This is a genomic window from Vibrio sp. VB16, from assembly GCF_015594925.2.
Lineage (GTDB): Bacteria > Pseudomonadota > Gammaproteobacteria > Enterobacterales > Vibrionaceae > Vibrio.
On sequence record NZ_CP087590.1, the window covers coordinates 1,120,531 to 1,134,805 of the forward strand.

Consider the following 14,275-nt stretch of genomic DNA (forward strand, 5'->3'; position numbering starts at 1 on the left):
ACGGCGATTTGCTAAGGCGCTTCACAATTACTTCGCAAAGTAAAAAAATCACCCTAACAGTGTTATTTGGAGTTTCAGATGTACATGGCTCAACCAGGCCATATTGATCATATCAAACAGTTCAATGCTGGTCGTGTATATAAATTAATTGATGAGCTCGGCCCAATCTCTCGTATCGATCTGTCGAAAACGAGTTCTTTGGCGCCAGCAAGTATCACAAAAATTACTCGTGAGCTTATCGATGCACATCTTATTCATGAAACTACGGTTCAGGAAGCGACGAGTCGTGGGCGGCCTGCTGTCGGTTTACAAACTAATAATGAGGGTTGGCAGTTTCTCTCTATGAGATTAGGTCGTGGATATTTAACTATCGCACTGCATGAGTTAGGTGGTTCGGTTTTAGTCGATACAAAAATAGATATTCATGAAGTGGAACAAGATGATCTACTCGCACGTCTTCTCCATGAAACGGAGGAATTTTTTCAAACCTATGCCGATCAGTTAAATAGAGTAACCAGTATTGCAGTAACGCTGCCGGGTTTGGTTAACTCTGAGCACGGTATTGTGATTCAAATGCCACACTACAATGTCGCAAATTTGCCGTTGGGCCCAGAAATGTACAAGGCGACAGGTTTGCCTGTATTTATTGCCAATGATACGCACGCATGGGCACTTGCTGAGAAACTTTTTGGGAACTCTCAGGTAAATGATAGTTCTGTGTTGATTTCGATTCATCACGGTGTTGGCGCGGGTATTGTGCTAGATGGTCGGGTACTTCAGGGTAAAAATGGTAATATTGGTGACCTTGGGCATATTCAGATAGATCCCGCGGGTAAGCGTTGTCATTGTGGTAACTACGGCTGCCTTGAAACGGTCGCGAGTTCTAAAGCAATTAGAGAAGAAGTCACAATGCGTCTGGAACAAGGAGAAGTCTCCTCTATTGATGCTGCCAACCCCACTATCGAAGCGATCTGTTCTGCAGCCGCGGCGGGCGATCCTCTCGCGGTGGAGGTAATTGAAAAGCTTGGTTATTATTTGGGATCAGCCATCGCTATCATGATCAATCTGTTTAATCCTGAAAAAGTACTCATTGGCGGTGTAATTAACCGCGCCAAATCCATTCTTTATCCGGCTATAGAGTCTTCGATTAAGAAGCAAAGCTTAGCCGTTTATCATCGAAACGTAGATATAGTCGAGAGTCGCTTTCTCAAGCAAGCCACTATGCCTGGTGCCGCGTTAATTAAACAAGCTATGTATGATGGAGAGCTATTAATGAAGGTAGTGGAGGGCTGATTTTTGGTACATGTTATGTACTGAAGATTGATATTAATCAGTTGTCTTATGTTTTCATGGTGTGTCTATGGATACTGGATAGGTTTATCCGATGTTGTATAGTATAAATAACGGTATCGTAATTTTTTGTTTCTAAGTGTGAATTAGAACTTAATTCCAATCTCTGTGAGAAAGTCGTATGTCTGGAGTATTAAGTAGCGTTGATCAAAGAACGAACTTGGTGGGTGAAAACCGACTTGAGTTGTTGTTGTTTAAACTGAGCAATCGCCAACTGTTTGCGATCAATGTGTTTAAGGTTAAAGAAATACTAAAAGTACCTGTTGTAACTAAATTGCCAGGCTCTCACCCGAATGTCATTGGTGTGGCTTCTTTACGTGGAGAGTCAGTCCCCATTATTGATCTTCGTGCTGCTATTGGGTACCGACCTATGCACCCAGATGAAGAGCAGAATTTAATTATTACGGAATACAACCGAAGTGTTCAGGGTTTTTTAGTCGGTCAGGTTCGGAATATTGTAAACACAACGTGGACTGATATTGCGCCGCCACCTAAAACAGCCGGTAAATCAAACTACTTAACGGCCATCACTAATATAGAAGATGAAGGCGTACAGAAGATTGTTGAGATCATCGACGTCGAGAAGGTATTGGCTCAGATTATTGATTACGATATTTCTATTTCTGAAGGCGTTCTTGATGAGCGGCTTGCGACTCAAATGGTGGGTAGAAGTGTCCTAGTCGTTGATGATTCATCGACTGCTAGAGGTCAAATCAAAGGTACACTTGAACAATTAGGCTTGAATATTATTGAGTGCGGTGATGGTTTAGAGGCCTTGAATTTACTACGCAAGTGGAGTGATGAAGGGACAGACATTACTGAAAAACTGATGATGATGATTACCGACGCTGAAATGCCAGAAATGGATGGGTATAGATTAACTCACGAAGTACGGAATGACCCACGAATGAAAAATCTATTTATTACTTTAAATACCTCTTTGAGTGGTAGTTTTAATGATGCAATGGTAGAAAAAGTCGGTTGTGATCGCTTTATCTCTAAATTCCAACCCGATCTTTTAGTGGGTGTGGCCCAAGAGAGAATGAAGCAGATTTTGGATTAGTGTTCTCCGGCATTTTTATGCCGGAAATAAATTTAATGGAAGTCCCGAGATTGGGTACTAAGCTGTGCGATAGAGTCGGTTAAATCAATCAGCTTACCTGCAATAACATGGGTTACTTGACCATCATGTTCTAGTATCCCTTTTACTTTTAGTATTTTAGCGGTTAGATACGCTTCCTGTTGAGCCCTTGCGGTGTTAGACCACACCACCACATTGACATTACCAGTATCATCTTCCAAAGTGAAAAATGTCACACCTGCCGCGGTCCCAGGAGACTGTCGGCCCGTAACAATACCTGCTACCGTCACCAGTGATTTGTGTGGCTGATTTAACAATTCTACCTGCCGCGTAAATTTACCTAATATCCCTTTTTCTTCCAACAAGGTTATAGGGTGTTTTGCGAGCGATACGCCTGTTGCAGCATAGTCTTCAGTTAATGTTTCAAATTCATTTTCTTGGTATTGGAACGTATTATTGTCGGTAGAATGTTGTCGAAATAGAGGGTAATCCTGTACTGAATCCATGACGGCCCAGCGGGTTGCATACCGGTCTCCTGAAAGTGCTTTTAAGGCATCAGCAGACGCTAAGGCTTCGATATCCTTTTTGTTCAAACCGATGTTTTTGAGTTGCCCACTGTTGCTATACCCATTTTCTGGACGATTATTGATAAGTTGTTTTGCCCCTTTTTCTGAAAGCCCTCGAACAAGGCGAAACCCTAGACGTAAGGCGTAACCTTGGTTGTTTCGTTGATCGTTAGGCACCATGATGTGGTCGTATTTTGAATGATTCACAGACACTGGTAGAACCGAAATATTATGTCGGCGGGCGTCTTGAATCAGCTGAGATGGGCTATAAAACCCCATCGGTAAGCTGTTTAAAATAGAGGTGTAAAAGGCTTCAGGATAATAATATTTTAGCCATGCAGAGCAGTACGCTAATATTGCAAAAGAGGCAGAATGACTCTCAGGAAAACCATATTCACCAAAGCCGCAGATTTGATTAAAGATGCGCTGTGCAAACTCAGCGTCATAGCCTCTTTCTAGCATGCCATTGATAAGCTTATCCTTGAACTTAAACACATGACCATTTTTTTTCCATGCGGCCATCGCTCGTCGTAGTTGGTCTGCCTCTCCTCCTGTAAAACCCGCGGCCACCATGGCTAACTTAATGACTTGTTCTTGAAATATTGGGACGCCCATCGTGCGATGTAGAACGTCACGAACGGCTTCCGAAGGGTAAGTGACGGGCTCTTTACCATCTCGCCGTTTTAGGAACGGGTGAACCATATCGCCTTGGATAGGCCCAGGGCGAACAATAGCAATTTGAATAACAAGATCGTAATAGCACCTCGGTTTCAAACGCGGCAGCATGCTCATTTGAGCTCGAGATTCAATCTGAAATACACCCACGGTATCTGCTTTTTGTAGCATGGCGTAGACTTTTTCATCATCTTGCATGCGACTGATATCCGGGATAGTTAACGTACGCTGTTCGTGTTTTTGTATGAGATCGAAGCATTTTCTAATCGCACTGAGCATACCAAGAGCAAGTACATCGACTTTTAATAACTTGAGTGTTTCTAAATCGTCTTTGTCCCATTGGATTACCGTTCTTTCGGGCATAGAGGCATTTTCGACTGGAACCAGTTCATATAGAGGGCCAGAAGAGATAACAAAACCACCAACATGTTGAGATAGATGACGTGGAAAACCCATGATCTCATTAACCAGTTGTATAAATTGTTGGCCTTTTAGCGAGTCGGGTTTTAGACCTAATTCGGTGAGCTGGGCTTGCCAATCGAGGGTGCGATCACGTCGATTGGTGTTTTTTATAAAAAAGTCCAATTGAGTGTTTGAAATTCCTAGTGCCTTACCGACATCTCGAACTGCGCTTTTGTATCGATAACTGATAACCGTTGCGGCTAAAGCGGCTCTCTCTCGGCCATATTTTTTATAGATATATTGAATCACCTCTTCTCGCCTTTCGTGCTCAAAATCGACATCGATGTCTGGTGGCTCATCTCTCTCTTTACTGATGAAACGTTCAAACAGAACGGAGATCTGTCTTGGATCGACAGCGGTAATCTCTAAACAATAACAAACAACAGAATTGGCGGCTGAACCGCGTCCTTGGTAGAGAATACTCTGACTTTTGGCGAACATGACGATGTCATGGATAGTTAAAAAATAGAAAGGGTATTTTAACTCTTCAATTAGAATTAGCTCCTTGTCTATCGTTGCTTGAACCTCGATAGGAACACCATTAGGGAAACGAATCTTTTTTCCGTTTTCAACTAATTTCCGCAGATAACTCATGGGGGTATGCCCAATGGGTATGAGCTCTGCAGGATACTGGTAACAAAGCTCTTTCATCGTAAACGTACATTGTTGAGCCAGTTTGTGCGAGGCTTGCAACCACGAAGATTCAAAGATAATTTTCAGCTTATCTATGGGGCGTAAGCTTTGCTCGGTATTACTAATAAGATGTTGTTTAATGCCAGTAATAGCACTGTTTTCTCGTATTGCTGTTAGCGTATGTTGAAGCGGCAAACGTGTAGCGCTATGCATTAACACCCCGCCACAAGCCGTGATTGGAATATTGAATAAGTCAGCGAGTTGTTTGCAGTGGTCGAGATAACATTTGTCTGTGCTTTTTAGATGGCGTTGGAGGCCAAGCCACATCCTTTCTTGATGATGTTTCGCTAACCAGTCTCCCCAATATTGATCGCAGTGTTTTTGACGAGGCAACCAAAGGATATAGCAGTGTTTAAGGGACATAATATCCCACTCGGAGAGATTGTATCTGCCTTTCTCTGCTCGTCTTCTTGCATTGGTGATGACTCGGCATAGTTCGGCGTAAGCTTCGCGTGTAGGGCTAAGTAGGACTATCTGGCATTCAGAATTGAGCCAAAACATACTGCCGATGATAAGTTTAACCTTGAGCTTTTTCTCTTCGATGGTACGAAAAGCACGGACGACACCAGCGACCGAACATTCATCAGTAATAGCAATAGCAGAATAACGTAGAAAATCGGCCTGCAAAACCAATTCTTCTGGGTGAGAAGCTCCTGTTAAAAAAGAGAAATTACTCTGGCAAAAGAGTTCAGCGTAGTTGAGTGATTGGGTCGTCATTTAACTGAACACCCCATGTATGAACCACTCCTTTTCTGGGGTTCTAAATACCCACAATATCTTCCCTTTATGACCTCTGGCAATAAAATAATCTCTTGTTACTTCACCCGCATCCCACCATCCTGTTGCGAGTCTTTCCGGACCTTGGACGATGGTGACTTTCTCCTGTAAAGGTGTTGGAAATGGAAGCAGAATACTGGGTCTTATCTGCTTCGTTTTTTGACCAATAGTATTATTCTCTAGAGGCTGACAAAGCCGTGTTGTTTGTTCGGGTCTTGGGTCTGAGGTTAGGGTTAAACCTGAAACGCATTCTTTACCCAACTTTGCTTGTAAGCGAGATATTAGTTCGAGAGCCGACATGTTTCCTTTCGGACCATCAAAGAGGTCGTGTTCGTCTGCTTGCTGTTGGGCAACTCGGCTAATGGATAAGGTAATGCCAACGACGGGGGCATCGAGTTTAATCGACTCTAAGGTTAACTGGCTGAGCTCATGCCATTTGGTGGCAAGATAATCACCCTGTGCTGAGGTGAACATGACTTCTTGGGTCTCGTTGCTTTTTTCGCGCTTGTGAAGTGTCAATGTCAGCTCATAAGCGATCTGATCTCTTCGTTTAAGAAAACGTTCTAATTGCTTGAATAGTGTGTGTAATGGTTTTTCTAGCCACTGAAAATTATCAATTTCATAAAGCAATTCTAAAGATCGGGTAAATGTTTCTGGTGGATAATAAAATTCGATAAGATGCTTAAAACGCCCGGTTAACTGACCAATATAATTAACCAATTCAATATCAAAACGACGGGCAACATCTGAAATATCGAGCATGAGAAGATCGCCTAAATGGCGAACACCGACACGATTCAGCTTCTCTATGGTTTTTTTGGTCAATGCGGTTGCTTCTAAAGGGTATTTTTTTAATTGCCGCTCTATTGCCCCCTTATCTTCTGATATACGGTTGAGTTGGGCTTGAGCGAGTAATCGGGCAGAGTAGGGGGAGTAACCTGTCGCGAAACAGTATTCAATATTAAGTTCGTCTAATGGTTTTTTAATCGCTTGCCAATAGCTATCTAACCCGTCATAGAGAGTCAACATATTACTGACTTTAAGCAATAACCCTGAAGGTGAGGAGAGAGAAATATCGGCTGTAACCATATATAACCAGTGAGCAATTTCTAGCAATTTTTTTTCTTCAATATCCGATTTGTATGGGTGTACTTGTAAAAGATTACAAAGGGAAGCAGCATTGCCTAACCCCATACCGAGTTTCAGCCCAGATTCTGTCGCAATGTTGTTGAGTTGCACGATGTGATTTTTGTGCAAAATAGCAATAGGTAATTCACCTGATTCTGAGAAAAGGGTATCGAGTTGCAGTTTAGGAAAATGAAGATAAAGCCAAAGAATCACGCGTGGCCTCGTTTCAGTAGAGGAAACGGCGTAATGTTACTTTTTTCGGCACTTTCCCCTTGGCTAAGATGAGACCAACGATGGCTCATATCGACAGAGAATGTTGATTTAAGCCAACCGCCCTTACGTTTATGGAGAGTGACCTGTATAGCATTGGCGTGAGGTTGGAGCTGCATACTCAGTGAAATAGGTAAACTAATCTGATATTTTTGTTTGGTTTTGAATAAAAAATTGAGGCATTGTCCTGTTTCGCTGGCGACCTGTAACCTTCTTGCTTGATGCACTTCTAATGATGGGTGCCATAAAGTGACGCTGCTACAACAACCGCTTTTCAAGCTTTGCTCCGCAGACCAAAGCGCTTCTTTTTTTGTTTTAGGAAAGATCATCACGACGCGTTTTAGATCTATGCCTTGTTGAATTAAGTACTCGGAACAGAGGTGTCCAGGTGGATTGATAAACACGCTAAGCCTTTGTTTTCCATTTTCTTTTATGTACGGCGTGAGCAATCGTAGTTCGCCAATACCAAAAGCGGATGATATTTCGACTACACCATGAGTTGGAAAGCCACCACCCAGTTGTTTATCGAGCTCTATATATCCTGTTGGGTGAGTTTCTACGGGATTTTGAGGTTTAGAACCCTGCCAAATCAAGTGCTTACTATGTAATAAGTCAATAGCGGTTTGCATCATTCTTACTCGGCTAAATATACTGTGCATACATACAGTATATTTGATCGAGAGAGAGGATCAAGGAAGAAAAGTAGGAATCAGAGAGATAAACTATTTCTATATAAAATACAGAACGTTGTATAGTATCCGAGTCTGAATCAATAATTCTCACCGAGTGAGCCGTATCTAGGAGTTATTTAATGCATCAGCAACTCATTATGCTGTTCGCACTCATTGTCATGAGTTTTTCCATCGGCTTATGGTTTCAAAAAAAATATGCAGAGATCAATCAATCTCTTAGCGTAACCTTAGGCAAATTTACCTTAACCATCATCATTCCCTACTCAATACTGACCTCTATCTGGCAACTTCCAAAAATAGAATCTCAACTTTTTTATCTTCCTTTAGTGGGGGTAGGGGTCATCTTTCTAGGAGCTCTGGTCGGTTTTGTTGCCGTGAAATGGAAAAAGCTTGCACCTAAGCAAGCTGGGGCATTAGTTTCAGTGACCACAATTTATAATTTAGGTGCGTTAGGTAATCTGTGTGCTTTTTTTATCTTCGGCGAAAATGGGATAGCGATTGCTGCCCTGTATAAATTAAGTGAGGAGTTAATCTATTTTGCTGGGATCTACCCTTACGCCCGAAAATGCGGAGATCAGCCGCTCAATATTGGTAAAAGATATTTCTGGCGCGACCCTATATTTTTAGCGGCAATCAGTGCCATTTTTATTGGTTTGATGCTTAACCTAAGTGGCCTCAACAGACCGTTGATTATTGGTGATATTAACCAGTATGTGATTCCATTTGGCAGCTTACTGATGGTTTTCTCTGTGGGGTTGACATTTAACCTTAAGGGCGGGGATAAGTGGAAAATACTGGCGATACAGGTATCAACATGTCGGGCCGTTTTTGCTCCGGTCGTTGCGATTCTTCTCATTACATTGTTTGATTTGTGGTCAGTATACGATGGGTTGGTTGCGAAGGTATGTATATTGTTATCGGTTATGCCAACGGGCTTTACTTCAACGATACCAACGGTGTTGTATCGCCTAGACAGCGATCTTGCCAATACGGCATGGTTCTATAGTTATTTGGCTTTTCTTATTGCTTTTCCAATAACGGTGATGCTGCTTTAGAGTGTTAAGCGTTAGCTATAAGGTCTTCTCGAACCATCACTTCGCGCTTGTCTAGAAATGAACGGAGTGACGGTTCAAGAAGTGAAGGATTTCTCGATTTACAAAGCGAACAGAGTGAACACTGAGTAAATCGAGGGGAACCTATTTAGGCTGGGCATCAATACACTGCCCATTTATCTCTTTACCTTCAGGTGCCATTAAATAGAGATAGAGTGGCATAATATCTAACGGTGTTTTTAATAAATGCGAATCCTCTGCTGGGTAGGCTGTAGCCCGCATTCCTGTTCGCGTTGCGCCTGGGTTAATGGCATTAACCTTAATTGCCGTATCGGTTAACTCATCAGCAAGGATCTGCATCATACCTTCGGTCGCGAATTTGGATATTGAATAGGTTCCCCAAAAAGCCCTGCCTTTATGTCCTACAGAAGACGAAGTGTAGACAATGCGCGCATCATCAGAATTATGCAAAATAGGTAATAAGGCCTGAGTCATCAAAAACTGCGCTTTTACATTGATTTGCATCACATCATCAAAGGTGTCTTCGCTTATTTGATCGAATGGACTGATGACGCCAAGCAGGCTTGCATTATGTAATACACCATCTAAACGGCCAAACTGTTGTTCAATCGTTTCAGCCATATCAATATAGTTTTGTTTACTAGCCCCTTTCATATCCAATGGAATAATGGCAGGTTGAACATAACCCGCTGCTTCTATTTCATCATAAGTTTGTTCAAGTTTTTTAACGGTACGGCCCAATAGAATAACGGTCGCACCATGTTCGGCATAACTAAGAGCCGCTTGCTTTCCTATTCCAGCGCCAGCGCCGGTAACTAAAATGATTTTATCTTTGAGTGCATCTTTTGAGACTGAATAATCCACTTCCATATCCCTATTTTTATTATTTAATGTTGGTTATCATGACAAAGTGATTACAATACACGAATTGAAATGATTGGGGATACTAGATTGGAATTTTTGTTGGACTACGGCCTATTTTTGGCCAAGATTGCGACTTTTGTTGTGGCAGTTATTGCTATTTTAGTGGTTGCAAAAGCAGTCGGTGGGAAACAAGGTGGCCCGAAAGGTGAGTTAGAGATCACCAATCTAACCGAGAGACACAAAGATAACATTGAAGTGATGGAGCATCACTTACATGATGGCACCTTTATAAAAGAGCGTGATAAGGCAGAAAAAAAGGCAGAAAAGGAAAAAGAAAAATCACGAAATAAAGAGGTGAAACAAGCGGTTAAAGAAGGAGCTTTAGAGAGTACACGTGAAGCGCATCTGTTTGTTTTGGATTTTAATGGCAGCATTGATGCCAAAGAAGTCGCGTCTCTGCGAGAAGAAGTCACGGCAATATTGTCTGTTGCTAGAGAGGGGGATGAGGTGTTACTTCGTCTAGAATCTGGTGGTGGAATGGTCCATGGTTACGGCCTTGCGTCCTCGCAGCTTGACCGTATCAAAGCTGCAAATATCCCACTGATTATCTCTGTCGACAAAGTCGCCGCAAGTGGTGGTTATATGATGGCGTGTATTGGTGACAAAATTGTATCTGCTCCTTTTGCCATTGTTGGCTCAATTGGTGTGATTGCTCAACTGCCGAATTTCAACAAACTGCTTAAAAAACATAATATAGAGTTTGAACAGCTCACGGCTGGTGAATATAAGCGTACATTGACGATGTTCGGAGAGAACAGCGACAAAGCTCGGGATAAATTTAAACAGGAGCTTGAAGAAACCCATGGACTATTCAAAGATTTCATCCGTGAACGACGTCCTGCACTTGATTTAGAAAAAGTGGCAACAGGTGAGCATTGGTTTGGAACACAAGCTCAAGCGCTAGGGTTAGTGGATGAAATCAGCACATCTGATGATATCGTCGTTAATGCCTGTAAAAAGAAAACCGTACTTTCTGTCCGTTATGTTCAAAAGAAAAAAATGGCGGATAAACTGGCCAGAATTGGTGGCGAAGCCGCCGATCATTTATTGATGAAATGGTTGTCTCGTGGACAAAGACCAATAATGTAGAGAACGACAGTGTGTATCTTTCGATAGGTTACATCTGTATACGATAGTAAAACGTCGTTATTATCTAAGATTATTATGTGGGTTAACAAGGTATTAGCTTAACCAAGCACTTGATTAACCCACTTTTAATGACTTAATAGTCAATTATTAAATTTTAAATTTTCCTCCTTCTTTCCTCGCTCCGATCCTCATTTCGACCTATAATATGCCGCCGATAAAAGTGGTTCTATACGGATAGAATTACTACACACTTAAGAATTGGAGAAATAAATGTCCTCGAAGAAACCCGTTGTAACTGTTGATGGACCTAGTGGTGCAGGTAAAGGCACGCTATGTATGTTGTTGGCTGAAAAACTCGGTTTTCACTTACTTGATTCTGGCGCTATTTACCGTGTATTAGCTCTTGCGGCTATTCATCATGGTGTCAATACAGAATCGGAAGAGGCGTTAGTACCTTTGGCGACGCATTTAGACGTACAGTTTATCGCGGAAGGTGATCTGGTTAAGGTTATTTTAGAAGGGGAAGATGTCTCTTCAGAGCTCCGTAAAGAAGAGACGGGTACCGCAGCATCAAAAGTGGCGGCATTACCACGAGTCCGAGAGGCGTTATTACGACGCCAACGTTCATTTAGCAACGAACAAGGCTTGGTTGCCGATGGGCGTGATATGGGCACGGTAGTTTTCCCAAATGCGGAAGTGAAGATCTTCCTTGACGCAACGGCTGAGGAAAGGGCGGATAGACGCCTTAAGCAGTTGCAAGAAAAGGGGTTAAGTGTTAAATTTGACCACCTTTTACGCGAGATACAGGAGCGTGATGACAGAGACCGCAACCGTGCGGTGGCTCCGTTACGTCCTGCTGATGGCGCATTAGTGCTTGATTCCACTACATTTTCTATAGGTGAAGTGGTCGACCAAGCGCTTGAATATATCGAATCTAAATTGTCTTAATTTAAGAGGCAATAGGAGGTCGGTCGCAAGGATGATGACTGGCTATTTTATCAACCCCACGCGGTAGGATGCCCGTGGAAGTTTAATAATTGAAGATCAAATTAATGACTGAATCTTTCGCTCAACTCTTTGAAGAGTCTCTAAACGAACTAGAACTTCGCCCAGGTACCATTGTTAAAGGTACTGTAGTCGCTATCGAGAACGGTTTCGTTCTTGTTGATGCTGGCCTAAAATCAGAATCTGCTATCCCAGCAGAGGAATTCAAGAACGCTGCTGGCGAACTTGATGTTGAGATTGGTTCAGAAATCGACGTAGCACTTGATGCTGTTGAAGATGGCTTTGGTGAAACTAAACTTTCTCGTGAGAAAGCTAAGCGTCACGAAGCTTGGATCGTTCTTGAGAAAGCATACGAAGAAGCTGAAACTGTTATTGGTATCATTAACGGTAAAGTTAAAGGTGGTTTCACAGTAGAACTAAACGGTATCCGTGCGTTCCTACCTGGTTCATTAGTAGATGTTCGCCCAATCCGCGACACTGCTCACCTAGAGAACAAAGAGCTAGAGTTTAAAGTAATTAAGCTAGATCAAAAACGTAACAACGTTGTTGTTTCTCGCCGTGCTGTTATCGAATCTGAAAACAGTGTTGAGCGTGACGAGCTTCTTGAAACACTTCAAGAAGGTAGCGAAGTTAAAGGTATCGTTAAGAACCTTACTGACTACGGTGCATTCGTTGACCTTGGCGGCGTAGATGGCCTACTTCACATTACTGATATGGCTTGGAAGCGTGTTAAGCACCCATCTGAGATCGTAAACGTAGGTGATGAAATCCTAGTTAAAGTTCTTAAGTTTGACCGTGAGCGTACTCGCGTATCTCTAGGCCTTAAGCAACTTGGTGAAGATCCATGGGTAGCAATCGCTAAGCGTTACCCAGAAGGTCACAAACTAACTGGTCGTGTTACTAACTTAACTGACTACGGCTGCTTCGTTGAAATCGAAGAAGGCGTTGAAGGTCTAGTACACGTTTCAGAAATGGATTGGACTAACAAGAATATCCACCCATCTAAAGTGGTTAACGTTGGCGACGAAGCTGAAGTTATGGTTCTTGAGATTGACGAAGAACGTCGTCGTATTTCTCTAGGCCTTAAGCAGTGTAAAGCTAACCCTTGGCAGTCATTCTCTGAAGCGCAAGTTAAAGGCGACAAAGTAACTGGTAAGATCAAGTCTATCACTGACTTTGGTATCTTTATCGGTCTTGACGGCGGCATCGATGGTCTTGTTCACTTATCTGATATCTCTTGGAATGTTGCAGGAGAAGATGCGGTACGTGATTATAAGAAAGGCGATGAAATCTCTGCAGTTGTTCTTGCAGTTGATGCAGAGCGTGAACGTATTTCTCTTGGCGTTAAGCAAATGGAAAATGACCCGTTCAACGCATTTGTTGCTGATAACAAGAAAGGCATTCTAATTAACGCAACTGTAACTGCAGTTGACGCAAAAGGTGCTACACTTGAAATTGCAGAGGGTGTTGAAGGTTACATCCGTGCATCTGAAGTTTCACGTGACCGTGTTGAAGATGCATCTCTAATCCTAAGCGTAGGCGATAGTGTTGAAGCTAAGTTCACGGGCGTTGACCGTAAGAACCGCGTAGTAAACCTTTCTGTTAAAGCGAAGGATGAAGCTGACGAGCAAGAAGCAATGGCGTCAGTGAACAAGCAAGAAGATACTTCTACTAGCGGGTTCACAAATGCTATGGCAGATGCTTTCAAGGCTGCTAAAGGCGAGTAATAATCGCAATTAGGGAGCCTTTTGGCTCCCTTTTTTTATGATTTGACGTTTTTGAAAATGTGATGAGGGTAAATATGACTAAGTCTGAACTAATAGAAAGACTCTGTGCTGAGCAAACACACCTTTCTGCGAAAGAGATAGAAGACGCTGTAAAGGATGTTCTAGAGCATATGGCTTCTACCTTAGAAAGTGGTGATCGAATCGAAATTCGTGGCTTTGGTAGTTTCTCATTGCATTATCGTGAACCTCGTTTAGGTCGTAACCCTAAAACAGGTGATAAGGTTGAACTTGACGGTAAATATGTTCCGCACTTTAAACCAGGCAAAGAGCTTCGCGAACGCGTAGATATTAGCTAATATCACTCATATAGAGTTATAAAAAAGCGGCATATTTTAATATGCCGCTTTTTTATAAGCGGTTTCCGATGGTTTGTAGACTCAAATTACTGCATAATCAGACGTTAGCGAAATATCTGGAGTAGTGAGTCATGAAAATTATAAAAACGATTCTAGTCATTGCACTTTTTCTTGTGGCATTAGCATTAGGTGCGCAAAATCAAGAAGTCGTCTCTTTTAACTACCTATTGGCACAAGGTGAATTTCACCTGTCTACATTGCTAGGGGTTGTTTTTGTTGCTGGATTTGTACTAGCTTGGCTTATTGTTGGAAGCATGCAATTAAAATCTCAGTTAACCATTCGTCGTCTAAATCGAAAGCTGAAGAAGTCTTCTGTCAATAAGCTTCCGGTCGAGTCGAAAGCTTAA

Annotated in this window: 12 protein-coding genes; 8 read left to right on the forward strand and 4 right to left on the reverse strand. The window is 42.3% G+C overall.

The genetic code is table 11. The annotated features are described in order from the left end of the window. Window positions 1-78: 78 nt before the first annotated feature. Together mlc and IUZ65_RS05415 are read left to right on the forward strand one after the other, a co-directional pair. Complete coding sequence (gene mlc, locus IUZ65_RS05410; protein WP_195702774.1) at window positions 79-1,293, forward strand: sugar metabolism global transcriptional regulator Mlc; 1,215 nt, start codon at window positions 79-81, stop codon at window positions 1,291-1,293. 178 nt (window positions 1,294-1,471) lie between these two features. Next, entirely contained in the window at window positions 1,472-2,413 is a 942-nt protein-coding gene (locus tag IUZ65_RS05415) for a chemotaxis protein CheV (protein ID WP_195702775.1), read from the forward strand. Window positions 2,414-2,445: 32 nt separating this feature from the next. Here the strand turns inward: IUZ65_RS05415 and IUZ65_RS05420 are convergent, their stop codons facing one another. Genes IUZ65_RS05420 through imuA form a run of 3 tightly spaced genes read right to left on the reverse strand, consistent with a single transcriptional unit; the run spans window position 2,446 to window position 7,631 of the window. Continuing rightward, a complete protein-coding gene (locus tag IUZ65_RS05420) occupies window positions 2,446-5,544 on the reverse strand; it encodes an error-prone DNA polymerase (protein ID WP_195702776.1) in 3,099 nt (1,032 codons plus the stop codon). Continuing rightward, entirely contained in the window at window positions 5,545-6,942 is a 1,398-nt protein-coding gene (locus IUZ65_RS05425) for a Y-family DNA polymerase (protein WP_195705003.1), read from the reverse strand. It lies immediately after the preceding gene. Next, window positions 6,942-7,631 carry a translesion DNA synthesis-associated protein ImuA gene (gene imuA / locus IUZ65_RS05430; RefSeq protein ID WP_195705004.1) on the reverse strand — a complete coding sequence of 230 codons (690 nt, stop codon included), beginning with the start codon at window positions 7,629-7,631 and terminating at the stop codon, window positions 6,942-6,944. The genes IUZ65_RS05425 and imuA overlap by 1 nt, the downstream gene beginning before the upstream one ends. 182 nt (window positions 7,632-7,813) lie before the next feature. Here imuA and IUZ65_RS05435 point away from each other — a divergent pair, with 182 nt between their 5' ends. Further along, the gene (locus IUZ65_RS05435; protein ID WP_195702777.1) at window positions 7,814-8,749 is read left to right on the forward strand and encodes a hypothetical protein; all 936 of its coding nucleotides are present in this window, start codon (window positions 7,814-7,816) and stop codon (window positions 8,747-8,749) included. 141 nt (window positions 8,750-8,890) lie between these two features. On the opposite strand, the gene IUZ65_RS05440 is transcribed toward IUZ65_RS05435, so the two are convergent. Then, on the reverse strand, window positions 8,891-9,631 hold the full coding sequence (locus IUZ65_RS05440; protein ID WP_195702778.1) for a YciK family oxidoreductase: 741 nt from the start codon (window positions 9,629-9,631) through the stop codon (window positions 8,891-8,893). A gap of 87 nt (window positions 9,632-9,718) precedes the next feature. On the opposite strand from IUZ65_RS05440, the gene sohB reads away from it, so the two are divergent. The 5 genes from sohB to IUZ65_RS05465 all read left to right on the forward strand — a co-directional run bounded on the left by sohB (window position 9,719) and on the right by IUZ65_RS05465 (window position 14,275). After that, complete coding sequence (gene sohB, locus IUZ65_RS05445) at window positions 9,719-10,780, forward strand: protease SohB (protein ID WP_195702779.1); 1,062 nt, start codon at window positions 9,719-9,721, stop codon at window positions 10,778-10,780. A gap of 270 nt (window positions 10,781-11,050) precedes the next feature. Beyond that, on the forward strand, window positions 11,051-11,728 hold the full coding sequence (gene cmk, locus IUZ65_RS05450; protein ID WP_195702780.1) for a (d)CMP kinase: 678 nt from the start codon (window positions 11,051-11,053) through the stop codon (window positions 11,726-11,728). A gap of 104 nt (window positions 11,729-11,832) precedes the next feature. Further along, complete coding sequence (rpsA, locus tag IUZ65_RS05455; RefSeq protein ID WP_195702781.1) at window positions 11,833-13,512, forward strand: 30S ribosomal protein S1; 1,680 nt, start codon at window positions 11,833-11,835, stop codon at window positions 13,510-13,512. Between the two features lie 74 nt (window positions 13,513-13,586). Continuing rightward, window positions 13,587-13,868: an integration host factor subunit beta gene (ihfB, locus tag IUZ65_RS05460; protein WP_195702782.1), complete on the forward strand. Its 282-nt coding sequence runs from the start codon at window positions 13,587-13,589 to the stop codon at window positions 13,866-13,868. A gap of 131 nt (window positions 13,869-13,999) precedes the next feature. Further along, window positions 14,000-14,275, forward strand: coding sequence for a LapA family protein (locus IUZ65_RS05465; protein WP_195702783.1), 276 nt, complete (start codon window positions 14,000-14,002; stop codon window positions 14,273-14,275).